We start from the raw sequence: 23,072 nt of genomic DNA on the forward strand, positions 1-23,072 counted from the left end.
CCCCCGAAAATTCAGGGGCGTTTTTTTATATGCTTAGAAAATTGATTGCTTCTTGTTCAACATAGATGAAGTATTAACAGACCCTACTCTTTCATCAGCCAACGGTCAAAGTAGCGACGCCCAACACCCACAATACCCAAGAAAATAAACATCGCACCAAATTGGCGACTAAAACCTGATTGATTAAAACTGCCATAACTTAAAATATTATCAATTAAGCAGTACACCACAATCACGATAATCCAGTGCCATAACGGTAAACGCTTAATCCCCACCGCATAAAACGCCACCCAAAGTACAACGAAGGTAAAAATGGTCGACCATACGTTCATGTTGGCGCAAATCACCATCAATAAAAATGCCACAATAGGCAACACAATTTTTAAAACACGATCCACTCGCAGTTGATGTTGGCGCTGCTTTTCAAGTACATCTAACATTTCCTTTTGATCTGGGCTGACCATAATGGATCCTTTATACAATTGCTTAAAACATGCTATTTAACAAAATTTATTCAAGAAATGCCATGTTATGATAAGTTCTCAATACAGTTTATGAGAAAAAATTGATGCAAAGCATAAGTGGAATTGTTTATCTAATTATAATTGCTTGCTTATTGCCGTATGTCTTTGCTGTTGTCGCAAAAATGGCAGGCGGCTTTAAACGTGAAGATAACCAAAATCCACGTGAATTTTTAGCCAAAACTACAGGTTTGGCTGCACGTGCCAATGCCGTACAACAAAACAGTTTTGAAAGCCTGCCTATGTTTATTGCTGCAGTGCTCATGGCGGAATATATGGTCATCCCACAAGTGGTGGTGATGATGTTTGGTATTGCTTATATTGTGCTGCGCATTATTTATGGAATTTGTTATTTAGCCAATTGGGCGACGCTGCGTTCAATTGTTTGGATGCTGTCTTTACTTTGTCCAATTTGTATTTTGCTGATGGTGATTAAACTGACCTGATCAAGTCATGTCTGAAAATATGTATTTTTGCCTTGCAGATGTATAATCGCGCAGTAATTCAGGACAGAAAACCGTTATAATTGACGCGGTTTTAAAAAGATTTAACTTGTTTAAGAGTGATGCTATGAGCTACAGCAATATCCCTGCGGGTAAAGATGCACCAAATGACATCTATGTGATCATTGAAATTCCTGCCAATGCAGCGCCAATCAAATACGAAATTGACAAAGATTCTGATGCATTATTTGTAGACCGTTTCATGGGTACAGCAATGTTCTACCCAGCGAACTACGGTTATGTGCCAAATACACTTTCATTGGATGGTGATCCGCTAGACGTATTGGTTGTGACTCCACACCCAGTAGAGCCAGGTTCTGTGATTCGTTGTCGCCCAGTGGGTAAATTGAACATGGAAGATGACGGTGGTATTGATGCGAAATTGGTTGCCGTTCCGCACGAAAAATTAACCCCAATTTATAAAGATGTTCAAGAATATACGGATCTTCCGCCATTATTGATCAGCCAAATTGAACACTTCTTCCAGCACTATAAAGACTTAGAGCCAGGCAAATGGGTGAAGTTAAGTGGTTGGGAAGGTGCTGATGTTGCGAAACAAGAAGTATTGAACTCAATTGAAGGCTACAAAGCTGCAAATCCATAATTTGCACGTAGCCTATTCAGCTTTCATGTGAAAGCTAAAATATAAAAAACCTGCACAGAATATGTGCAGGTTTTTTATTGGATTGGCTATTCCGAGAAATTAGAATAATTTCACAGGAATATCTAACCAGATACGCCATTCGTTAGTGTCTGGCATATATACGCTCTTGTATTCATCGTTTGCACGGTAGTATGAATGACGTAGACGTAAGCTCACATCTTTCGCAAAACCTGATTGAACGGTGTATTTTACTTGGTTAAAGAATTCACGCTCTTGACCATCTTTTGGTCGGTTACGAACATCAATGTCCCAACCGTAAACAAAAGCAGTTGTCCAGTTTAGACCAGGAAGACCATGGTTTTTAAAGTTATAGTTGTATTGTAAGCCTAAAGATTTTTCATCATTACCTACAAAATCAGACAAATATGAGTTAGGTAGATAAATAGATTGTGCACCATCTGCGTTACCGCCGTAGTCATAGCCTACATCACCAAAGTTTTGTTGGTAAGCCAACATCACATTGTGTACATCTTTGCTATATGAAGTAGAGATTGCCCAAATATCATTGGTTTTCTCTGTTTTTGCAATTCCACCATCCTTTGCATCTGTACCATAGGCAGGGTTTGCAATCGTACCTGTTGCTGAATAAGTTGAAGCATCTTTAGAGAATTCTGTGTGGTAACCGCTTAGATCAAAGTTAAGCGCAGCGCCATCTTTTAAACCGAAGTTATAGTTTACATTGGCATAGTGACGATCTAACTTATCTTTAACATCAATACCGTAATAAGATGCTTTTAAGTCATCATTAAATGTATATTTTGCGCCCCATACCACAGCACGGTCTAATTCATTACCATCTGAATTGATTTGGCTTGAATATTGGTTCTCAGTAAATTTACCTGCAACCAAGTTTAAGTTATCAATTTCATTGCTTTGAACAAGTACACCTGTGAAATATTCAGGCACTAAACGGGCAGTGTTGCTAGCCAGTACAGGTAAATCTAAAACTTGTGTACCGTAAGTTGCTGTAGTATTCGAGATACGTGCTTTGACATAAGCACCACCACGCGCCCAATGATCGTAAGCATCTTTCGTACCATCTGCATTCTTCTTGCTATGCGTTGGAATCATACCATTGCCCGTATGACCATTTTCACCTAGCTTGAATGAAGCATCACCAATCACGCCCACGCCAAAACCGACTACACCTTTGGTAAAGCCGGAATCTAATTTTACGATTGCAGTTTGCGCAAATGAACTTGTATCGTCACCAGGTTTTACATCTTTATAATCACGAGTTAAATAACCTGTACGGAATAAAACCGAACCGTTTGCGTCTTCTACAAAGCCTTTAGATTCACTTTGTTCGCTAGCAAATGCAGTTGAAACAAGCGCTGCGTTGATGAGCAACGCCAGTGTTAATTTTTTAGATTGCAGCATTGGGAGAGAGCCTCATGCAGTAAATGTGTAGTTGAAACGTAGGCGAATTGTATCGCTATTTATGCGCGAAAATATCACTTTTAAAGCACTTATGACACTAAAGTTAAGCATTTTTTCGATAAACTGTGGGGTCATTAAAAATCTTGATTTTATAAAAGTTGAATAATTATTTTAATTTTTAGTAAAAACAAAAACATAATTTTAAATTTATTGGTTCGCTGTAATTTACCAAAATGCAGCGCATCTGAAACTTTTTTGTAACTCGCACATTAAAAACACAGTTTGTTTAATATTTCAACAGTTTAAAGTGTGATGAAAGGTCGTAAAACACAACATAAGCCTTAAAATGGCGTAAAATTTTTTCTGTGATGCAGTTATCTTTTAAGTTGGATTTTGGCTTTGAGATGAGTAGAAAAATGAATTTATAAATCTTTATTTGAATTAAGGGTATAAAAATTAAACTTTATCCAAGCTTTGAGTAATAGCTTTTGGCTATTACGGATTTCATGTGAAACATCGGTGTTTGGTTTTGGGCGTTACTATGCAAATAGAGCGATTTAAGAGAGTGCTTTCTAGATAACTTTTATGTGGTCGTTGCTTTCCGATCATCAAAATCATTCTGTCGTTTCTGTAATCGGATTCATTTGCTATGAATGTTGATGTCAAATTTTGGTGCAAAAATATATTGCGGTTTTGGGCTAGAGATTTCTGCCTGCAGACTGAGTTTTGACGGTTGATGGTGTAGGGATGAACAAGATAGGCCTGACTTTCGATTTTTTGATCAAGATAGGCTTGTGATTTCCGACTGCACTTTTTTAGGTATGTGATTTAGCTTTATTGCTATGCAAGGATGCAAAAAATAATCATAGCACTGTGTAAATTCATGTTTAAAGTGCAGTGGTTATAAGACGAGTATTGATGCAAATCAAAATTCATTCCAATCAAAATAAAAAACACACTAAAAATAATTGATGTATAACAATAGTTTAAATTTATATCTATTGCTTTTAAACGTAAAATTACTGTTCTGAATTTCATCGTTGGCATAGAGTTTGCAATTCCTTCATTGAGTCAAAAAAAATAGACAAAGGCATCTCATCCGATGCAGGGGGAATCTAAAATGAAATTCGTACTTCAAACACTTTCTTTGGCGATGTTCGCAGCCACATCAAGTCTCAGCTTTGCTGCAGAAAATGCGACAGGCATGTCGTTTAGCGGGACAGCAGCCTTAACCAGTGATTATCGCTATCGTGGTTTAACTCAAACCTTTAATGATCCCGCAGTGCAAGCAGGTTTTGCTCTCAGCCATGATTCTGGCGTGTATGCAGGCGTGTGGGGTTCCAATGTCGATTTTGGTGGTACGGCACATTTAGAGCTTGACCCTTATATGGGCTATACCACAAGCCTAGATTATTTTGCCAGCAAACCCATTTTGGATGTGGGTTTTTGGTATTACGCCTACCCAAGTGAGAGCGATTTAAACTGGCTCGAAGCTTATGCAAAATTAGGTTTTAGTGATGTTTTGTTTAAAGATGCCAGCTTATTAACAGCCATTAACTACAGTAATGATTTCTTAGGTGGTGACACCGATGCTTGGTATTTCAATGCCACTTATACCGCACCCATTGGAAGTACCGGCTTTTCTGGGGTTGCTGGATTAGGTTACACCCAAGCAGATGACTTTGATTTTGGCGGTGGAAAAGACAGCTATGTAGATTGGAAAGTCGGTGTAAGCTATAACTTTGCTTCAGTTGAAGGTTTATCTGCTGAATTGGCTGCTGTAGGAACTGATATTGATACCGATGGTTTTTCGCATGCGGCAAAGCGTGGCGTTGAAACAGGAGCTGTATTTACTTTAACTAAAGCCTTCTAAAGATACGGCTACGACGATAAATAAAAGCTCCAGTTAGGAGTGAAACTTAAAACAATAAAAACAACTCGCCCATTGTACAGGCATGGCAATGGGCTATTTTCATCTCTTAGACTTTTAATCAGATTCTTAATCGAACTCTTAATTAGACTTTCAATCAGGCTTCATGGGCACGATAAGACAGTGCTTCACTCAAATGTGGACTTTGAATCTGTTCACTTTGGGCTAAATCTGCAATGGTGCGTGCCACTCGTAACACCCGATGATACGCACGTGCCGATAAGTTCAAACGCTGCTGCGCAATGGCTAAAATATTTTGCGCAGTATCATCTAAATGTGCAAATTGCTCTAATTGTTTGGGACTGAGCGCCATGTTTAAACACTCTTGGCGTTGCAATTGTCGTGTATATGCTTGAATGACACGGCTTCGCACGGTTTCAGAATTTTCCACTGGTCGGGTGTCCTGTAATTCATGTGCTTGCAGAGGTGGTACATCAATGTGTAAGTCGATACGATCCAATAACGGCCCTGAAATACGGTTTTGATAGCGTTTAATACTTTCTGCAGAACATTGGCAGCGCACATCCTGATTAAAAGCATAACCACAAGGACAGGGATTCATGGCGGCAATTAGTTGAAAGTTGGCTGGAAAGGTAATTTGCCGAGAAGCGCGGGAAATCACAATTTCTTTGGACTCTAAAGGTTGGCGCAGCACTTCTAACACTTTTTTATCAAATTCAGGTAATTCATCTAAAAATAAAACGCCTAAATGCGCCAAGGTAATTTCACCGGGTTTGGGATATGAGCCTCCACCGACCAAGGCTACAGCAGAAGCGGTATGATGTGGGGCGCGAAAAGGACGCTGTCCAAACGTATGCGGGCTATTGGCCACTGAATAGATACTGGCAACCTCTAAATTTTCCTGCATATTCAATGGCGGTAAAATACTGGAAAGCCTAGATGCCAATAAGGTTTTGCCTGTACCGGGTGGGCCTTTGAATAGCAATGAATGTCCACCTGCAGCCGCAATTTCCAAAGCACGTCGTGGGCGCAACTGTCCTTTAACATCGACTAAATCAAAGGCGGAATGTGATAACTGTGGTTGGGCAGTCGCGGTGACTTTATTTAAAGGCTGGCTTTGTGCCAAATGTTCGCAAACTTGTTTTAAATGTGTGGCGGCAAAGACTTCAAAGTCAGGCAATTGAGCAGCTTCTTGTGCATTTTGTTCAGGTAAAACCAAACGATGCTGTGCCTGTTGGCAGGCAATCGCAATACTGAGTGTGCCTGTGGTGGGACGCAATTGACCATCTAAAGCCAATTCTCCAATAAACTCTAAACTTTCAGTGCTTTGTTCGGGCAATTGTCCCGAAGCAATTAAAATGCCTAAAGCAATGGCTAAGTCCAAACGCGAACCATCTTTGGGCAAGTCGGCAGGCGCTAAATTAATGGTCAGACGTTTGGTTGGAAATTGAAAACCACTGTTAATAATGGCAGAGCGTACCCGATCTTTACTCTCACGCACGGCAGCTTCGGCTAGACCGACAATGGTTAAAGAAGGTAAGCCTTGACTCAGATGGACTTCGACTTCAATTGCAGGGGCGTGCAAGCCGAGCAGCCCCCGCGTATACACTTTGGCAAAAGACATTTTTATGATGATCCGTTTTGGTGCGTTATTTTTATAATGTTTGGTTTTTGTATTTATGCACTCAATTGGTGCTTATTTTTGGAGTTGAATTTTCTGTTCCAGTGCTTCAACCTGTTTTAACAATTCATTTAAACGTAAGTTGGCATTATTGAGCGCAGTACGTTGGCGGTCTAGCTCATCTTGCGAGACCAAATCCATTTTGGTGACCGCCTCATTGAGCAAAGCACGTAAATTATGTTCTAAATCTTTTTTAGGTTGTTCAACTTGTTCCAAAATGGCTTGTAATAAAGTTTCAATCATTGTTGTTTCCACAAAGATGGAGAAAATGGAGGCAGTGTAGCACTGGTCTTGAATAGACTATAGCATTTCAGACGAAATATGGATTTATTCGATGAGTAAAATCGTAAATCTTCTAGTAAATATGTCTATTTTTTGAAGATCACAACCATATAAATGTATAAAATAAGGTATAAAGAAAACTCATGTCACGGTTTCTAATTTCCCCCGACCTTAGAACTTTGGCATGGAATTTGAACATAAAACCTTACTGGTGAATTAAGCCGAAGGAAAACACACATGAAGCTCGTAACTGCAATTGTAAAACCCTTTAAATTAGATGATGTGCGTGAAGCATTATCTGAAATTGGTGTTCAAGGGATCACCGTAACAGAAGTCAAAGGCTTCGGTCGCCAAAAAGGTCATACCGAACTTTATCGTGGCGCCGAGTACGTCGTTGACTTCTTGCCTAAAGTTAAAATCGAAATCGCAATTAGCGATGAAATGGTCGATTCGGTGATTGAGTCAATCACTCGTGTTGCTAGTACAGGCAAGATTGGTGATGGCAAAATCTTTGTGACTAACCTCGAACAAGTCATCCGTATTCGTACAGGTGAAACGGGTGCAGATGCTGTTTAAAAGATGGCATGAAGTTTGCTGAGTACCTAATAACTCACAAAAACAAAGGTCGGGGGACACAAATGAAAAAAATGCTACTCGCGCTGAGTCTATCAGGCGCACTTCTTGGTGGTTCTGTTGCTTGGGCTGAAGAAGCCGCAACAGCCACCATTCCATCTTCAGATGTTGCAGTGCTTGAAACTGCCGAAACATCTCCTATCGAAACAACAAATGCAACAGAAGTTGCAGCTGTAGCAGAAGTCAGCACGCCTGAAACTGCTGAACCAGAAGCTGTATTAGATACAGGCGATACCGCTTGGATTTTAGTTTCGACTGCTTTAGTTTTACTCATGACCATTCCTGGTTTGGCACTGTTTTATGGCGGTATGGTACGTAAGAAAAATGTACTCAATACTATGGCTTATAGCTTTGTAGCAGCAGCCGTGGTCAGTATTGCCTGGGTGGCAGTGGGCTATAGTTTGGCTTTTGGTGAAGGTAATGCCTTTATTGGCAGCCTAGATAAAGTTATGCTGGCAGGCATTGGCACAGATGCTTTAAGCGGCAGCATTCCAGAAATTTTATTTGTGATTTTCCAAATGACTTTTGCCATTATTACTGTGGCTATTATCAGTGGTTCAATTGCAGAAAGAATGAAGTTTGGTGCCTTTGTTGCCTTTATCGCGATTTGGGTGGTCGTGGTCTATGCACCAATTACCCACTGGGTATGGGGTGGTGGTTGGTTAGGCAATGATGGTGCACTCGACTTTGCTGGTGGTACTGTTGTTCATATTAACTCTGGTGTTGCAGGTTTGGTTGCTGCATACATGTTGGGTAAACGTATGGGCTTGGGCCGTGAATCTATGGCTCCGCACAACCTGACTTTGACTGTACTGGGTGTAAGTTTACTCTGGGTGGGCTGGTTTGGTTTCAACGGTGGTTCTGCTTTAGGCGCGAATGGTGCAGCGGGTTATGCCTTAGTTGCAACGCAAGTGGCAGCCGCAGCTGCAGCAATTGCATGGCTTGTGGTTGAAAAACTGGTACGTGGTAAAGGTTCTGTATTAGGTGCTGCATCGGGTGCAGTTGCAGGTTTGGTCGTGATTACGCCAGCAGCAGGTTTTGTGACTGTCGGTGGTGCATTAGCGATGGGTTTAATTGGTGGTGTGGTCTGTTTCTGGGGGATTACTGCCTTAAAACGCGCTCTGAAAGCCGATGACTCTTTAGATGCCTTTGGATTACATGGTGTAGGTGGTATTGTTGGTGCAATTTTAACCGCCTTTTTTGCCAGCGAGTTTATTATGGGCGATGCTGCACCAAGCAACCTAATGAGCCAACTTTGGGTGCAAGTTGAAGGCGTGTTAGCGACTATTGCTTACTCAGCTGTACTGACTTTCATCATCTTAAAAGTAATTGATCTAACAATCGGTATTCGTGTGGCTGCAGAAGATGAGCGCATGGGCCTCGATTTAAGCCAACATGGCGAACGGGTCGAATAATTCAGAAAATGCAATAATCAATATATTGTGTAGAACAGCCCTTTGGGGCTGTTTTTTTTCTATATATTGAGTAAAGCTCTACAAAGTTTAGAAATTTTGCTACACTGCATTTTCATTCAAATTTGTGCAATTTAACCGCTATGCATTGTCCATTTTGCAACGCTGCAGACAGTAAAGTGATTGACTCACGTTTGGCGGCAGAAGGCTGCCAAATTCGCCGACGTCGTGAGTGTATTGGCTGCGGTGAACGCTTCACCACTTTTGAAAGTTATGAAGTCGTCATGCCACGTGTGATTAAATCGGATGGGAAAAGTGAACCCTTCGATGAAGCCAAGCTACGTCGTTCACTGATGCATGCTTTACAAAAGCGTCCTGTGACCCAAGAGCAAATAGAAACTGTACTCAGCGACATCCAATTACAAATTCGCCGTTTGGGTGAGCGCGATGTGAAATCACGTACCATTGGTGAAATTGTCATGCAGGCCTTATTTGCACTGGATCATGTGGCGTATGTCCGTTTTGCTTCGGTGTATCAAGACTTTCAGGATGTCGAAGCGTTTCGTCGTCAAATTGAACAAATGCAGTTACGTGAGCAATAAATCCTCATGTCAGCAAAAAGCACACAACATCTGAATATGACTGAATCTACTTCCAATTTACCACCCGACGATCTTTTTTGGATGCGTCGTGCTATTGAATTGGCACGTTTGGGGCAATACAGTACCAAACCTAATCCAAATGTCGGCTGTGTGATTGTTAAAGATGCGCAATTATTGGGCGAAGGTTATCATCCGCGTGCAGGACAACCGCATGCCGAAGTCTTTGCTTTGCGTCAGGCAGGTGAACAGGCACGTGGTGCAACTGCCTATGTAACTTTGGAACCGTGTGCGCACTATGGACGCACACCACCTTGTGCCAAAGCATTGGTTGATGCAGGCGTGGCTAAAGTGGTGGTGGCATGTCCAGACCCAAATCCATTGGTGGCAGGCAAGGGTGTTCAGATTTTAAAGGATGCAGGCATTCAGGTGGAGGTCGGTGTGGCAGAAGCCGAAGCGCGTCAGTTAAATTTAGGCTTTTTAAAAGCCATGGCTACGGGCATGCCCTATGTGCGTTTAAAAGTAGCTTCAAGTTTGGATGGTCGCACGGCAATGGCTTCGGGTGAATCCAAATGGATCACAGGCACGTCTGCACGTGCCGATGTGCAACATTGGCGGGCAATTTCTGCTGCAGTCTTAACGGGGATCGACACGTTACTGGCCGATGACTGTCTGCTTAATGTACGCCACTTAGAGGGTGTAGATGACATCCACAGCGTAGTACAACCCAAACGGATTATTTTAGATCGCCAAGGTCGTTTGCCTTTGAGCGCACAAATTTTGCAGCAGCCTGAAACGGTGATGGTGATGGGACCGTATCGTGCAGAGTTGGCTGCTTTGGGCGTGTTACAATTGGAACCGCAACCTTTAGCCACCTTACTTGCCCAATTGGTACAGCAACATCAAATTTATGATGTGTTGGTTGAAGCGGGTGCAACCTTATCGACTGCTTTCTTACAGGAAGGTTGGGTCGATGAAGTGATCAGCTATGTGGCACCTACATTGTTAGGGCGCTCGGCTCGTGCCATGTTTAATGCAGAATTTGAACAGATGGCAGAGCAACTTCGATTTAAACTTTGCGACGTCACTCAATTGGGTGATGACGTGCGCCTTAGGTTAATTCCTTCTCAAGAGACACTATGAGTTCAGAGTCAACGGTTTATCACAAACGTCGTCATGCGGCACGCACCACTGATGAATACTTATTCCATCAGTTAGTGCCTTATTTGGGCAATAAACGCCGTTTACTGCATCTGATTTTAGAAGCACTTGAACAGACAGGAACGCTGCATCCTAAAAATGGTCGTGCGCCAATTTTTGCCGATTTTTTTGCAGGTTCAGGAGTGGTATCACGTTTGGCGCGCCAAAATGGTTATCGGGTGATTGCCAATGACTGGGAACCGTACAGCCATGCCTTAAACCATGCGATTTTGGCCTGCACTGAAGCACCTGCGTTTAAAGAATTAGGCGGCTATCAAAAAGCCATTGATTATTTGAACCGTTTGCCTGAAGTCAAAGGCTGGGTGACGCATAATTTGTGTCCGCGCAATGACGAAATTTATGACCCAAGTCGTGACCGTTTATTCTTTAAACGTCGTAACGGTATGCGCATAGATGCGATTCGTCAGCAAATTGCTACGTGGCAAGCGCAGGGTGCCATTGATGATGTTGAGATGTCGGCATTGTTGGCGCCGTTGTTGTACTCTGCCAGTTTTGTCAGTAATACCAGTGGGGTGTTTAAAAGCTTCCACCACGGCTGGGGTGGCAAAACTCAAACTGCACTCGAACGAATAGAATCATTATTGTGGCTCACGCCAAGCCGTTTTTGTGACATTGGCGAACCGAATAAACCTGCTGCAGAAATGTGGTGTGTAGATGCCCAACATCTTGCCAATCAAATGAGTGGTTTTGAGGTGGATGTGGCGTATTTAGACCCACCGTATAATCAACATGCTTATAGCAGCAACTATCATGTTTTAAATGCCTTAACCTTATGGGATCAGGTCGATTTACCAACCCCAGACACCAAAGGTTTTAAAAGTGGTATTGACCGTGCATGGCGCAAAGAACGTCCAAGTCCATACAACTCATCTAAGTACGCCAAAGAGGCGTATGAAACCTTATTGGACACCATTAATGCGCGTTTTATTCTGACCAGTTATTCTACCGATGGTAATATTAGTGCCACAGACTTGTTGCAAGCCAATTTAAAACGCGGTCGAGTGACGTTATTGACGCAAGATGTTCCGCGTTATCGCGTGAGTAAACAGCGTCAGTCCGAGCGTGCGCGCGTGCTGGAATTTATTGTGATTACCGATACGCATGCCAAGTCAGGCCCACCTATTCGCCAGTTGTTAGGGCAACTTTACCATTTTGCAGAATTGGGTGGTGTAGATACCTCAGGTGTGAGTACCCAATTGGCGTTGTGGTAAATCCACAAATCCTCAGTGAATGAGAGAAAAGATTATGTTTACAGGCATTATTGAAAGTTTAGGTAAAGTAGAAAGCCTGCAAAGTGTGGGCGGTGATGTACGTTTGCGTATTCAGACCGATTTGGATATGTCGGATGTGCATTTGGGGGATTCAATTGCCACCAATGGTATTTGCCTGACTGTGATCGAGTGGGGCGACAATTGGTATGCCGCAGATGTGTCCCGTGAAAGTTTGAACCGTACCACTTTAGGCACATGGAAAGTGGGTCAGCCTGTCAATGTCGAAAAAGCCATGTTGCCGACCACACGTTTTGGTGGACATATCGTAAGTGGCCATGTTGATGCAGTCGGTGAAATTACGCTGGTACGTGAAGATGCACGTTCAATTTACTATGAAGTGACTGCACCTGCAGAAGTTGCCAAATATTTGGCAGAAAAAGGTTCGGTGACCGTCGATGGCATCAGCCTGACCATTAACCATTTACGCGGCAGTGTTATCAGTCTGAATTTAATTCCACACACGGCAGAGCGTACCAATATTGGCACATGGAAAGTTGGCAGCAAGGTCAATTTAGAAGTGGATGTCTTGGCGCGTTATATTGAGCGTTTGCTCTTGGGTGATAAAGCTGCAGAAACTACGCAGCAATCTAAAATTAGCATGGAATTCTTGGCTGAAAATGGCTTTTTAAAATAAGCACAGAGCCGAATGAAATTTAAACAGTCTGATTGAAAAATTAGACTGTTTTTTTGTTTTTAGGGATAATTAAAAAGATAAAGATGTTTTTTTCATCATAAACACCCCTTTGGTTTAATGTAGATGATTGATTTTTTAATGAATTTGGAACACTGGCTGCCATTATTACTCGATAATTATGGTCTGTGGATCTATGCCATTTTGTTTCTGATTATTTTTGCAGAAACAGGTTCTGTGTTCATGTTCTTTTTACCAGGCGATAGTTTGCTGATCGCAATTGGTGCCTTGTGTTCCACCACCGATGTGGTGCATTTGCACTATATGGGGATTTTACTTTTTGTCGCTGCGGTCTTGGGATATAGCGTCAACTATTACACTGGACGAATTCTAGGGGTGAAGTATTTTCATCAACATTCACGTTATTTCAAACCTGAATATATTGTCAAAACCAACCATTATTTTATGAAACATGGTGGCAAAACTATTTTAATGGCGCGTTTTATACCGTTTGTTCGTTCATTTGCACCATTTGCTGCAGGGTCAGGGCACATGCCTTTGGCGACCTTTAGTTTTTATAATGTGGTGGGTGCTGCCGTATGGATTTTTTCTTTAATGGCAATAGGTTATGGCTTGGGTAATATTTTGTCTTGGTTGGGTGATTGGATTTAAATTCCTCATTTTTTCTATTTTCTTATTCTAAATCCACCGCGATAACTAAAAAAGTGGATTGATGGCCACAAAAAAAGCCCACCGTGTGGACTTTTGATCTGGTTCAGTTTTAGTGTTTGGTGACAATTAACTCTGTGCCACCCAAGCGCGGGCTAAAAGTATCGTTACTTTGAATTGAAAACTCCCCCTTTTCCGCTTCTTTAGACAAGTACATGCTTAATGATTGGAAATCTGCACGACTGATCCATAAATCCTGAGCACGAATACTCCACTGTTCGCCCGTATTAAGATGGTCGATTTTGCCTGAAATTTTCGTCAAGATATCCATTTGAAACCCATGATTACAAAAGTCATTAAAGGAGATGAAAGTTGAAAATTCAACTTTTTCTGGATGACTATCATGTGACAAAATTATTTCATTTTGATGACATTGGGCTTAAGACTTTGGGCTAATTGGGGATAAAAAGTAAAATTATTCTTTAGAAAAATTTGAATTTTTTAAGATATAGTCAATTTCTTCTTGGGCTGCAGCATGTAGTCGCGCACGAAAGATCGTTACCGCCTGCTCAATTTGAGTTTCGGCTTCTAGCTCTAAACGCAAACGTACACTTTCAAGTTCAGAAACAATTTGATCATCACTTACCGCAGTTGCGGCTTGATTAAAAGTCACTGCAGGTAATTCAGGATTTTGCTCATAACGTGCAGTATAGTTTGAAATTTCCTGATCCAGACTTTGACGCATCAACTCAAGTGCTTGAGTTTGTTCTGCAAAGCGTTGCGCTTCATCTTGCTGTAGCTGTGCAGCATAAGCGGCTTGTTCTGCACGTTGCTGTTCTAATTTGAGTTCGAGTGCCAATTGGCGACGTTGCCGTGCTTCTTCAATCAAACGTGCTTTCAGGTCAGCATAGGCTTGTTCAATTTTTTCCTGTGATTGTTGCTGAGCGCGCTGATCTTCTGCAATCCAGTTGTGTAATTGCGTTTCAGGTTGCAAGACCTCACAAATTCGATGCAGATCATCCATAAATGTCTGGCGCACAGCCTGAGGCGCGGTTAACCAGCGCTGTTTAAAATCTGAGCCGACATTTAAAGTCACCGCATCTCTCCTTATTTTGAGCAGTATTTTTAAAAAAACGTTTTAAAATTAAAGCTTAAACGTCTGTGGTTCTATGCCCAAACGTCGATATTGTTTAAATTTTTCACGTCCAAGCACTTTGGCTGCTTCGTGATTTTCAATAATCTCAATAATGTGACTAAATTTTGCATAGGCTTCAAGTGCCTGACTGTTAAAATTAAACACAATCCAGTCCGATTGCTGCGGTAATTCGGCAGAAATACACACGTTGGCCTGTGTTTGGTTAATGCCATGTGGAATAAAGCTGCTGGCATCAAAACTCCACAGACGCTCATCCAATATTTGCTGTAACTCTGGATCAGGGCAATGCAGCCAAATGCGTGCCTGCTGCCGCAAAATTTTGCGGCATAAACGGCAAGTGCTTTCCACTTGCCGTTCAGGACTTTTTTCAAACAAATAAAAGCTAACTTTAGCCATTATTGCTTGCACGTTGTGCGAGGAACTGCATCAATAACGGTACAGGACGACCTGTTGCACCTTTATTGCTGCCTGAATTCCATGCAGTGCCTGCAATGTCTAGATGCGCCCAGCGATAGTCACGGGTAAAGCGTTGCAAGAAGCATGCTGCAGTAACTGAACCTGCTTTAGGCCCACCAATATTGCCAATATCGGCAAATGGTGAATCCAGTTGTTCTTGGTAATCGTCAATCACGGGCATACGCCATACACGGTCAAATGCAGTTTGTCCTGCAGCTTCCAATTCTGCTGCCAGTTCATCGTCTGGGCTAAACATACCAGTAAGCACTGAACCGAGTGCAACCACGCAAGCACCTGTTAAAGTAGCAATATCAATCACCAATGCAGGGTTGAAGCGTTTCACATAGGTAAGGGTGTCGCACAGTACCAAACGACCTTCGGCATCGGTATTTAAAATTTCGATGGTTTGACCGCTCATACTGGTCACAATATCGCCCGGACGTGTTGCTTTGCCAGAAGGCATATTTTCAGCCGCAGCAATGGTGCCGACCACATGGATAGGTAAACGTGCTTCACATAGCGCGCGCATGGTGCCTAAAACTGAAGCAGAACCACACATATCAAATTTCATTTCATCCATCCCTAAGCCGGGTTTGAGTGAAATGCCGCCTGTATCAAAGGTGATGCCTTTACCGACCAATACCACAGGTGCTTCATCACGCTGTGCTTGATATTCGAGGCTAATAATGCGCCCTGGACGATCTGAACCTTGACTGACTGCAAGGAAAGCGCCCATGCCTAATTCTGCCATTTCTGCTTCATCTAAAATGGTGATTTTGAGTAGGTCTGGATATTCTGCCGCAAGTGCTTGAGCTTGTTCTGCCAAATATTCAGGGAAACAAATGTTGCCCGGACGGTTGCCCAAGTCACGTGCCATGTTTTGACCCGATTGCATGGCTTCAATCAATTGAAGTTGATCTGCGCTGAGTGGGCTGTTATTGGCAATGAAATGGATTTGTTCAAGCTGAAATTCATTCTTTTTGCTTTTGTATTCATCAAAAGCATAGGCTGCTTGGGTCAGGCTGAGTGCAAATACATAATGCAGCTCGCTAGGCAGGGCAGACAAGTCAATGCTGATCTGTTTAAATTTTTTTTGTGAAGATTTGATAATGCTTTGTGCAATTTTTGCCAGCTTTGCGGCTGGTAATTCTTCGGTTTTACCCAAACCGATCAGGTTGCTATTGGCGCATTCAACAACGCTAGCCACCAAACTTAAACTTTCATTAAAGCCTGCTTTAAATTGTATCGCTTGAATAATGCTGTCTAAATCCTTGATTTGATAAGCAGCAGTTGCCTGTGGCACCTGTTCTGCAGCCACTAAAATTGACAAAGATTCACTCGCGCTGTGTTCTTGGAATGAGGGACTTAAGCTAAATTTAATCACTGGATTTTATGCCTATCTAAATGTGCAAACTATGCAACCATTGAAACATTTTTATGCGTCGAGTTTCAATGTATAACAAGGCGATAGGTTTTATATTTTCAACATTCAGGTAAACTAACGCGAATTGGATTCCCTCACATTTTGGAAGAAATAATTTGATTATTCGGCGTTATTTGGTCAAGCAAGTTGTGTCGACATCCTTGGTTGTGATTGCCTTACTGACTTTGATCATGATGGGTGGTCGCTTGATCAAGTATTTTGGCGTGGCGGCACAAGGGCGTTTGGATGCGAGTATTTTATTCAGCATCATTGGCTATCGCTTGCCTGAATTTTTGACGCTGATCTTACCTTTGGGTTTCTTTATTGGTTTGATGCTGGTATTTGGTCGTTTATATGTCGACCATGAAATGGCGGTGCTCAATAGTAGTGGTGTGAGTCGGCATCAACTGGCACGTTTATTGGTGCCAATGACCTTGGTATTTCTAATCGTTCAAGGTTTCTTAATGCTGTGGGCATCACCGTGGGGACTGCGTCAGTTTGAAGCATTGACCACCAGTCAGGCAGTACGCACAGGTTTTGATTTGGTGCGACCCAAAGAATTTATTTCTTCAGGGCCATATACCATTTACGCAGGCGATCTGTCCGAAGATCGTAAAAACCTGAAAGATATTTTCTTTTATCAACGTGCAGAAAAAGCAGGTCGTCCTGATGTCATGATTCTGGCAAAAGAAGCGACACGGGTAGAGTTGGAAAATGATCCTGCCAATGTGGTGGATTTGGTCGAAGGGCGTCGTTATGAAATATTTCCGGGCACAGCCAAATATTCACAGGCAGAATTCCAAAGTTATCGTTTACGTTTAGAGAATGACAAAGAAGCTAAATTTGAAAGTGCCGAAGTAGAAGCCTTAACCACCTCGCAACTTTGGAAAAACCGTGCAGACCCTGTGGTCGCAAGTGAACTGGGATGGCGTATTTTTGTGCCTTTTGCGATTGTGGTGGCGTTGTTTTTAGCCGTGGCATTGTCAGAAGTTAGTCCGCGTCAGGGGCGTTATTTAAAACTGTTTCCTGCCTTGTTAATTTTCGCCAGTTTGATTGTGGCGCTCATGGCGGTTAAAACCCGTATCAGCAAACAAGAAATGGGCATGATTGCTTATCCGTTGGTGTTGTTGGCTTATGCGATTGCGGCAGCCTTGTTCTCACGTAAACAAAAACTAGCACCTAAAATTAAGCAGCAAATTCAGCGAGTGAGGTCTTAAGATGTTGGCACGTCGTATAGTTGCAAAACACGTCACCAAGACCACTGCACTGGCTATGTTTGGTGCAACGGCAATTTTGTCTGGTTTGCAGGTGTTGTTTACCTATTTAGGCGAATTGGGTTCACTCAATGAAAACTATAGTGCATGGCAGGCATTGCTGTATGTATTGTGGGGTGCGCCAAATTATCTCTATGAAATTTTGCCGATTTCTGCCTTGATTGGCGCAGTGTTAGGCTTGGGTACGTTGGCATCCAACAGCGAATTGATTGTGATGCGTTCTGCAGGGATTAGCCTGTGGCGTATTGTGGGATGGGTGATTCGTTCCGCCATGGTATTGGTACTGCTGTCTTTTGTGCTCAGTGAATGGGTGATTCCATACACCAATGAACAAGCCAAAAGTGTTAAAAGTCACCGTAGCGTCGCTGAGCTGGGTGAAGTTCGTGGCTATTGGTCGCGCGAAGGCAATCGTTTTATTTATATTGACTACGCCAATGCCCAAGGGCAGCTCAAAAATGTACAAGTGGTCGATTTTGATGATAATTATCGCTTGCGTGGTACATTGTCTGCAGATCAGGGACAGTTTGTTAAAGACGGTAGTTGGTTGCTCAATCAAACTGAACAGATGGATATTTTGCAGGCGGGCAACGCGACTTTAGCTAAAAACAGCGAACAGGCTTTGGCTTTAGCATTGCAACCGAAATATGTGCACATGGTCACCATCGACCCTGAAGATTTATCCCCAAGTCAATTGGTCAGTTTCATGAGTTATATGCATGAATACAGCCAAGTGCCAAAAACCTACCAATTGGCGTTTTGGCAAAAACTTGGTGCGCCCTTTGCGCTGATTGCTTTGGTGGTGATTGCTTGCTCCTTTATTTTTGGGCCGTTACGTCAGCAATCTATGGGTTTCCGTTTGGTGATTGCTTTATTTGTCGGCTTAACCTTCTTTTATTTGCAAGATTTCTTGGGCTATGCCAGCTTGGTCTATGCACCATCGCCTGCGTGGTTCGTATTTATCCCTATTATTTTAATGTTTGTCATCGGCGGTTACTTACTGCATCGTGCGCGTTAAGTGCGGACCGATGCTGCTGCTTTTTCCGTATGATTGGGTAAACCTATCTGAATCAGTGGCGGAAACCATCTTCTGAACATAGAGTCTTGACGCAAAATTCGTTAAGATAGCATGATTAATTTGTAGACGAAAAAGAGTATTGATTATGGCGGATGCAACTGCTGGCAAAATCCCTCACGTATTGGTGATTATGGATGGTGTGGGTCATCGCGAAGCGGTCGAAGACAACGCGTTTTTAGCAGCGAAACGACCAAATTTGACTGCTATGCAGGAAAAGCATCCGCATGGTTTGATCTCTGGTTCAGGTGAAGATGTGGGCTTGCCAGATGGTCAAATGGGTAACTCTGAAGTTGGTCACATGAACTTGGGTGCAGGACGTGTGTTGTACCAAGACTTTACCCGTATTACCAAAGACATTCGTACAGGCGCTTTCTTTGAACATGAAGTGTTGGTCGATGCGGTAGAAAAAGCCAAAGCAGCCAACGGTGCAGTGCATCTGCTTGGTTTATTGTCTGAAGGCGGTGTGCATTCGCATGAAGATCATATCGTGGCGATGGCAGAATTGGCATTAAAACGTGGTGCAAAAGTTTATCTACATGCCTTTTTAGATGGCCGTGATACGCCACCAAAAAGCGCGCAGCCTTCTTTGGAAAAACTGGACGCATTATTTGCACAATATCCAAATCAAGGTCGTATTGCCAGCCTGATTGGTCGCTACTATGCGATGGATCGTGACAACCGTTGGGATCGTGTAGAACAAGCCTATCGTCTACTTACCGAAGGTGAGGCAGTACGCACTGCGGCAACTGCGGTTGAAGGCTTGGCAGCGGCTTATGCGGCAGATGAAAGCGATGAGTTTGTTAAAGCCACCCGTATTGGTGAAATTGCCAAAATTCAAGATGGCGACAGCGTGGTGTTTATGAACTTCCGTGCTGACCGTGCACGTGAATTGACCAAAGCCTTTGTGGAACAGGATTTTGCTGGTTTTGAACGTAAAGTTGTGCCGCAATTGTCTAAATTTGTGATGCTGACCCGTTATCAAGCCAGCATTGCTGCGCCAGTGGCGTACATGCCAGAAGATTTGAAAAACTCGATTGGTGAATATTTATCAGACTTGGGCAAAACACAATTGCGTATTGCTGAAACTGAAAAATACGCACACGTGACGTTCTTCTTTAGTGGTGGTCGTGAAGATGAATATCCGGGTGAAAAACGTATCCTGATTCCATCGCCAAACGTAGCAACCTACGACTTAAAACCTGAAATGAGCGCTTATGAAGTGACTGATGAACTGGTTGCAGCCATTAATTCAGGTGAATATGATTTGTTGGTGGTGAACTATGCCAATGGCGATATGGTCGGTCATACTGGTGTGTTTGATGCAGCTGTCAAAGCAGTGGAAGCAGTAGATACCTGTTTGGGTCGTGTCTATGAAGCGGTGATGGCGAAACAAGGTCACATGATTATTACAGCTGATCATGGTAACGTCGAGCAAATGCAAGACTATGACAGTGGTCAGGTACATACTCAGCACACCACTGAATTGGTGCCATTCATTTATGTAGGCCCAACTCAGGCCACCATTTTGGAAGGTGGTGTGTTGGCAGATGTTGCACCAACTTTATTGAATTTGATGCAATTGCCAGTGCCAGCAGATATGCAAGGTCGCAACTTAATTCGCTTACAGGCATAACCCTCGATACAGGTAGATGATGGAATGACGGCTCACAAAATTTATGCGGTTGTGTTGGCAAGCGTGTTGTGTGCCAGTCATTCGAGTGTTTGGGCTGCGCCAGATTGGGAGTTAGATGGCCCTACACTACAACAGGACTATGTCGATGTGCCTGTAGAGTCGATACAGGAATTTGTACAAATCTATGGCATTGTCAAAGACAACTATGTGACTGAAAAAAGTGATGATGCCTTGTTTCAGCAAGCCATTCGTGGCTTGGTGAGCGGTTTAGACCGTTATTCACGCTATTTAACTGCTGAAGAATATAAACAACTTTTACAATATACCGAAGGCGACTTGGCCTCGGTTGATTTTACTTTGCGCTATGACGCTGCCCAGCAACATTGGGTCATTCAAAATTTAAGTGCCAATGCCGACTCGGCTAAACAAGGGCTGAAGAATGGCGACAGCCTATTTAAAATTGATAACCAAGAACTGAAAAAGCTGAGTGCAGATCAGGTCAATAACCTGCTCACAGGCTCAGTGGGATCGACTGTAAGCGTACAACGTGCAGCCAATCAGCCTGAAATTATGTTGGTACGCAACAAAAAAGTAGAAACCGATATTCAGGCGCAGATGCTTTCTAATCAGGTCTTGTTGTTAAAGGTACGTGTGTTTCAGCAAGACACCGCCAATGAAATTAAACGCTTAATTGAAGAACATAGCACGCCACGCTTAAAAGCCGTATTGATTGATCTGCGTAATAACCCAGGAGGCTTACTGTCTGCTGCGGTGGAATCTGCCGATTTATTTTTAAATCAGGGTGTGATTGTATCGACCAAAAGTCGTTCTGAAGGCGATCAACAATTTCAGGCGTTACCTAGCTTTGAATTTCAAAATTTAAAAGTCGGAGTACTGATTAATCATCGCTCTGCATCTGCGGCAGAAGTCTTTACTGGTGCTTTAAAAGACCATTCACGCGCTTGGGTGATGGGCGAAAAAAGTTATGGCAAGGGGGTGGTGCAAAAACTGTTCCCACTTAGCGATGGTGCTGCCTTACAAATGACGGTTTCGCATTATTACACCCCACGCGAGCAAATGATTGAAGGGGTTGGGATTCAGCCGAATCAGCAATATATTCAAAGTCCTGAAATGAAAGAAGAGGCTTATCTTGAGCATGTGGCAGATTTACTGCTGAGCCGCCGTTAAGTCTCATCTGAGTAACACGTATTTTTAGACAGTCTTCATTGTTTAGCGTTTACTCATCTTCAGTATCTAATCCAAACTTTTTCAGACGATAGCGCAAAGAACGGAAAGACATGCCCAATTTTTTTGCTGCCAACGTACGGTTCCAGTGGGTCAGGTGCAGCGCATTCAGTAAAATGTCTTTTTCTACTTTTTCCAAGTAGGCTTCTAAACCTTCTTCAGGCAGTTTGCGTCCTGTCAGCAATACATCTGTCACGATCTGCTGTGGTGTTTCTGCTGTAGGTTGTGATTCAGTGGTTGCTGTATTGCTCATACTGAATTGGCGCAAGGGTGCGGTTTGTAAGTGTTTGAGATCAATAACATCATCATCACTCAGGGTAATGGCACGTTCAATAATATTGCGTAACTCACGCACATTACCCGGATAGTACTGTTCTAATAAAAATTGCTGGGCACGAGGTGTCAGTTGTTTGGCAGGAATGTCCCATTCTTGTGCAACTTTTTGAATGAAGTGGTCTGCCAATAACAGAATATCTTGTCCACGTTCACGCAAGGCAGGCAAGACCAAATCCATCACGTGAATACGGAAGAATAAATCCTGACGGAAACGTCCTTGCTGAACCAAACTTTCTAAGTCCTGATGACTGGCGCTGATCACACGAAAATCGACATCAATTTCACTATCTGAACCCACAGGACGGATGCGCTTTTCCTGAACGGCACGCAGCAGTTTGACTTGCATGCTCAGTGGCAGTTCGGCAATTTCATCTAAAAATAAGCTGCCACCATGTGCAGATTGAATCAGACCTTGTTTGTCTTGAGTCGCTCCTGTAAAGCTACCTTTTTTGTGTCCAAATAGCTCGCTTTCCATGAGTTCGGTGGGGATTGCACCACAGTTAATTGCAATAAATGGTCCTTCGTTGCGGTTACTTAAACGGTGAACCAAATTGGCGACAACTTCTTTCCCCGTACCCGATTCGCCTGTAATAAATACAGGCGCTTGCGAGCGCGCAATTTTTTTGATGGTGCTGCGCAATTGTTGAATAGGCAAAGACTGCCCAATCAACATTTTATATTCAAGCTGATCTTGGCTGTGATGATCGGTGGTGTCGAAAGGTTTATTCAGTGCTTTTTCAAGGAGTTGCTGTAAATGTATTTGATTGACAGGCTTGCTGACAAAGTCAAATGCACCTGCTTTTAAAGCAGCAATCGCAATATCCATATTGCCGTAGGCGGTCAATACGGCAACAGGTACATTCGGATATTGTTCGGAAATCCATTCAACCAGTTGCAAGCCATTGCCATCGGGCAGGTTTAAGTCGGTTAAGCAAGCATCGTACTGATGTTCTGCCAATAATTGCTTGGCTTGTGCTAAACGATACGCGACATGGGTTTGAATCCCCATACGTGCCAAAGTCATCTGCATGAGGGTACAAAGGTCTTCTTCGTCATCGACCAATAAAACCAAAGGTTGAACAGCGTGCATATTTTCCCCAAAACCACACAAAATTA

At 42.8% G+C, this 23,072-nt stretch carries 23 protein-coding genes; 14 read left to right on the forward strand and 9 right to left on the reverse strand.

The annotated features are described in order from the left end of the window. Positions 1-83: 83 nt before the first annotated feature. Positions 84-464, reverse strand: coding sequence for a hypothetical protein (locus F947_RS11030; RefSeq protein WP_004975646.1), 381 nt, complete (start codon positions 462-464; stop codon positions 84-86). 104 nt (positions 465-568) lie between these two features. On the opposite strand from F947_RS11030, the gene F947_RS11035 reads away from it, so the two are divergent. Together F947_RS11035 and ppa are read left to right on the forward strand one after the other, a co-directional pair. Beyond that, positions 569-967, forward strand: a complete 399-nt coding sequence (locus tag F947_RS11035; protein WP_004975648.1) for an MAPEG family protein — start codon at positions 569-571, stop codon at positions 965-967. A 124-nt stretch (positions 968-1,091) separates the two neighbouring features. Beyond that, positions 1,092-1,628 (forward strand): inorganic diphosphatase, encoded by a 537-nt coding sequence (ppa, locus tag F947_RS11040; protein WP_004975651.1) that lies wholly within the window; start codon positions 1,092-1,094, stop codon positions 1,626-1,628. Positions 1,629-1,727: 99 nt separating this feature from the next. On the opposite strand, the gene F947_RS11045 is transcribed toward ppa, so the two are convergent. After that, the gene (locus F947_RS11045) at positions 1,728-3,068 is read right to left on the reverse strand and encodes an OprD family outer membrane porin (protein ID WP_004975652.1); all 1,341 of its coding nucleotides are present in this window, start codon (positions 3,066-3,068) and stop codon (positions 1,728-1,730) included. Between the two features lie 1,120 nt (positions 3,069-4,188). Here F947_RS11045 and F947_RS11050 point away from each other — a divergent pair. Continuing rightward, the gene (locus F947_RS11050) at positions 4,189-4,941 is read left to right on the forward strand and encodes a TorF family putative porin (protein WP_026438393.1); all 753 of its coding nucleotides are present in this window, start codon (positions 4,189-4,191) and stop codon (positions 4,939-4,941) included. 154 nt (positions 4,942-5,095) lie between these two features. Here F947_RS11050 and F947_RS11055 read toward each other — a convergent pair whose 3' ends face one another. Further along, positions 5,096-6,583 (reverse strand): YifB family Mg chelatase-like AAA ATPase, encoded by a 1,488-nt coding sequence (locus F947_RS11055; protein WP_004975658.1) that lies wholly within the window; start codon positions 6,581-6,583, stop codon positions 5,096-5,098. Positions 6,584-6,655: 72 nt separating this feature from the next. Then, positions 6,656-6,883, reverse strand: coding sequence for an accessory factor UbiK family protein (locus F947_RS11060; protein WP_004975661.1), 228 nt, complete (start codon positions 6,881-6,883; stop codon positions 6,656-6,658). A 276-nt stretch (positions 6,884-7,159) separates the two neighbouring features. Here F947_RS11060 and glnK point away from each other — a divergent pair, with 276 nt between their 5' ends. The 7 genes from glnK (at position 7,160) to F947_RS11095 (ending at position 13,361) form a co-directional block, all read left to right on the forward strand. Continuing rightward, positions 7,160-7,498, forward strand: a complete 339-nt coding sequence (gene glnK, locus F947_RS11065; RefSeq protein WP_004650081.1) for a P-II family nitrogen regulator — start codon at positions 7,160-7,162, stop codon at positions 7,496-7,498. Positions 7,499-7,560: 62 nt separating this feature from the next. Beyond that, positions 7,561-8,970, forward strand: a complete 1,410-nt coding sequence (locus F947_RS11070; RefSeq protein ID WP_004975664.1) for an ammonium transporter — start codon at positions 7,561-7,563, stop codon at positions 8,968-8,970. A gap of 140 nt (positions 8,971-9,110) precedes the next feature. Next, the gene (gene nrdR / locus F947_RS11075) at positions 9,111-9,569 is read left to right on the forward strand and encodes a transcriptional regulator NrdR (protein WP_004975665.1); all 459 of its coding nucleotides are present in this window, start codon (positions 9,111-9,113) and stop codon (positions 9,567-9,569) included. A 36-nt stretch (positions 9,570-9,605) separates the two neighbouring features. Further along, positions 9,606-10,709, forward strand: a complete 1,104-nt coding sequence (gene ribD / locus F947_RS11080; protein ID WP_035311054.1) for a bifunctional diaminohydroxyphosphoribosylaminopyrimidine deaminase/5-amino-6-(5-phosphoribosylamino)uracil reductase RibD — start codon at positions 9,606-9,608, stop codon at positions 10,707-10,709. Next, on the forward strand, positions 10,706-11,998 hold the full coding sequence (locus tag F947_RS11085; protein WP_004975669.1) for a DNA adenine methylase: 1,293 nt from the start codon (positions 10,706-10,708) through the stop codon (positions 11,996-11,998). Before ribD ends, F947_RS11085 begins: the two co-directional genes overlap by 4 nt. Before the next feature lie 34 nt (positions 11,999-12,032). Then, positions 12,033-12,692 carry a riboflavin synthase gene (locus F947_RS11090; protein WP_004975671.1) on the forward strand — a complete coding sequence of 220 codons (660 nt, stop codon included), beginning with the start codon at positions 12,033-12,035 and terminating at the stop codon, positions 12,690-12,692. 123 nt (positions 12,693-12,815) lie between these two features. Further along, positions 12,816-13,361, forward strand: a complete 546-nt coding sequence (locus F947_RS11095; protein ID WP_004975673.1) for a VTT domain-containing protein — start codon at positions 12,816-12,818, stop codon at positions 13,359-13,361. A 109-nt stretch (positions 13,362-13,470) separates the two neighbouring features. Here the strand turns inward: F947_RS11095 and F947_RS11100 are convergent, their stop codons facing one another. The 4 genes from F947_RS11100 to F947_RS11115 all read right to left on the reverse strand — a co-directional run bounded on the left by F947_RS11100 (position 13,471) and on the right by F947_RS11115 (position 16,351). Further along, positions 13,471-13,689, reverse strand: a complete 219-nt coding sequence (locus tag F947_RS11100; protein WP_004975675.1) for a hypothetical protein — start codon at positions 13,687-13,689, stop codon at positions 13,471-13,473. A 144-nt stretch (positions 13,690-13,833) separates the two neighbouring features. Then, a complete protein-coding gene (gene blhA / locus F947_RS11105) occupies positions 13,834-14,454 on the reverse strand; it encodes a cell division protein BlhA (protein WP_004975677.1) in 621 nt (206 codons plus the stop codon). Positions 14,455-14,502: 48 nt separating this feature from the next. Beyond that, on the reverse strand, positions 14,503-14,910 hold the full coding sequence (locus tag F947_RS11110; RefSeq protein WP_004975678.1) for a DNA polymerase III subunit chi: 408 nt from the start codon (positions 14,908-14,910) through the stop codon (positions 14,503-14,505). Continuing rightward, positions 14,903-16,351, reverse strand: a complete 1,449-nt coding sequence (locus F947_RS11115) for a leucyl aminopeptidase (RefSeq protein WP_026438395.1) — start codon at positions 16,349-16,351, stop codon at positions 14,903-14,905. The genes F947_RS11110 and F947_RS11115 overlap by 8 nt, the downstream gene beginning before the upstream one ends. Positions 16,352-16,509: 158 nt before the next feature. Between F947_RS11115 and lptF the strand changes: the two genes are divergently transcribed. The 4 genes from lptF (at position 16,510) to F947_RS11135 (ending at position 21,563) form a co-directional block, all read left to right on the forward strand. Next, positions 16,510-17,610, forward strand: a complete 1,101-nt coding sequence (gene lptF / locus F947_RS11120) for an LPS export ABC transporter permease LptF (RefSeq protein ID WP_004975682.1) — start codon at positions 16,510-16,512, stop codon at positions 17,608-17,610. Between the two features lies 1 nt (position 17,611). After that, positions 17,612-18,682, forward strand: coding sequence for an LPS export ABC transporter permease LptG (gene lptG, locus F947_RS11125; RefSeq protein ID WP_004975683.1), 1,071 nt, complete (start codon positions 17,612-17,614; stop codon positions 18,680-18,682). Between the two features lie 145 nt (positions 18,683-18,827). After that, positions 18,828-20,375, forward strand: coding sequence for a 2,3-bisphosphoglycerate-independent phosphoglycerate mutase (gene gpmI, locus F947_RS11130; protein ID WP_004975686.1), 1,548 nt, complete (start codon positions 18,828-18,830; stop codon positions 20,373-20,375). Positions 20,376-20,399: 24 nt separating this feature from the next. Next, the gene (locus F947_RS11135; protein ID WP_004975690.1) at positions 20,400-21,563 is read left to right on the forward strand and encodes a S41 family peptidase; all 1,164 of its coding nucleotides are present in this window, start codon (positions 20,400-20,402) and stop codon (positions 21,561-21,563) included. 49 nt (positions 21,564-21,612) lie between these two features. Here F947_RS11135 and F947_RS11140 read toward each other — a convergent pair whose 3' ends face one another. Continuing rightward, positions 21,613-23,046 carry a sigma-54-dependent transcriptional regulator gene (locus F947_RS11140; RefSeq protein WP_004975695.1) on the reverse strand — a complete coding sequence of 478 codons (1,434 nt, stop codon included), beginning with the start codon at positions 23,044-23,046 and terminating at the stop codon, positions 21,613-21,615. Positions 23,047-23,072: the final 26 nt, after the last annotated feature.

Source organism: Acinetobacter towneri DSM 14962 = CIP 107472 (assembly GCF_000368785.1).
Taxonomy (GTDB): domain Bacteria; phylum Pseudomonadota; class Gammaproteobacteria; order Pseudomonadales; family Moraxellaceae; genus Acinetobacter; species Acinetobacter towneri.